The 791-nt window shown below is 22.7% G+C and carries 2 pseudogenes; one reads left to right on the top strand and one right to left on the bottom strand.

Annotated elements, in window-relative coordinates:
- Window positions 1–244: pseudogene (locus tag GQX97_RS12935) on the top strand (alkaline phosphatase); the annotation flags it as partial.
- Between the two features lie 55 nt (window positions 245–299).
- Here GQX97_RS12935 and GQX97_RS12930 read toward each other — a convergent pair.
- Window positions 300–791, bottom strand: a pseudogene (locus tag GQX97_RS12930) (multidrug transporter); the annotation flags it as partial.

Below are 791 nucleotides of genomic sequence, written 5' to 3'. Positions count from 1 at the left end.
AATAAATTTAGATGAAGCTACAAAAAAATTATTTATGAGTGAAGATGAATTAAAAAAGGCAGGTGTGGAATTAACATCAGACGGTAATATACTTACTATGCATATTGGAGATAAAACYGCTCAAATAATGAAAAATAGAAATATAATAATTGTAAATGGAGAGAAAAAAACTTTAGACGGTGTAGTTGTTTACAATGAATCTAAATGGTATTTCCCTTCTCAGGTTTTAGATATATTAAAATAATATTATTTAATGTTTTAGAGAGCGTAGGTATTTTTTAATGCTTACGCTTTTTTAATTATATTTCATTATTCTTTAATTTTCTTATCATAGTGAAATAAATTATATATATTATCACAGTTGATATTAATATATCTAAGCCAAATATCAATGTTATATTTAATAATGTTATTTCATATACACCTTTTAAATATAAAATAAAATATGGAATATTAAAGAAAGTATTAACTAAAAAAGATTGTAATAGCATATATTTTATTTGACCTATTGCATATAATAAACTTGAAATGATGGTGTAGTATGCATAGCATATATAAAAAGGRAAAAGTATCATAATCAAGTTCATAACCGATTCAAGATTTTGAGCATTCATTATATATTTTATAAAATATTTATAAGTTGGTATTAAAGCAATCCATATTAACACAAATATAGTAGTTAATAATACATAAGGTTTTAAGCTTCTATTATGCTTTTTTGATARGTCTGTTTTTATGAGTGTGCCTATTTGATTTATTGGTATTAATAGCCAAGCCCAGTAAAAAGAATT

Origin of the sequence: Brachyspira sp. SAP_772, from assembly GCF_009755885.1 — a bacterium.
In the GTDB taxonomy this organism is placed as follows: Bacteria; Spirochaetota; Brachyspiria; order Brachyspirales; family Brachyspiraceae; genus Brachyspira.
The sequence above is the reverse complement of the archived record's forward strand: the minus strand, read 5'-3'. Positions and strand labels throughout refer to the sequence as shown.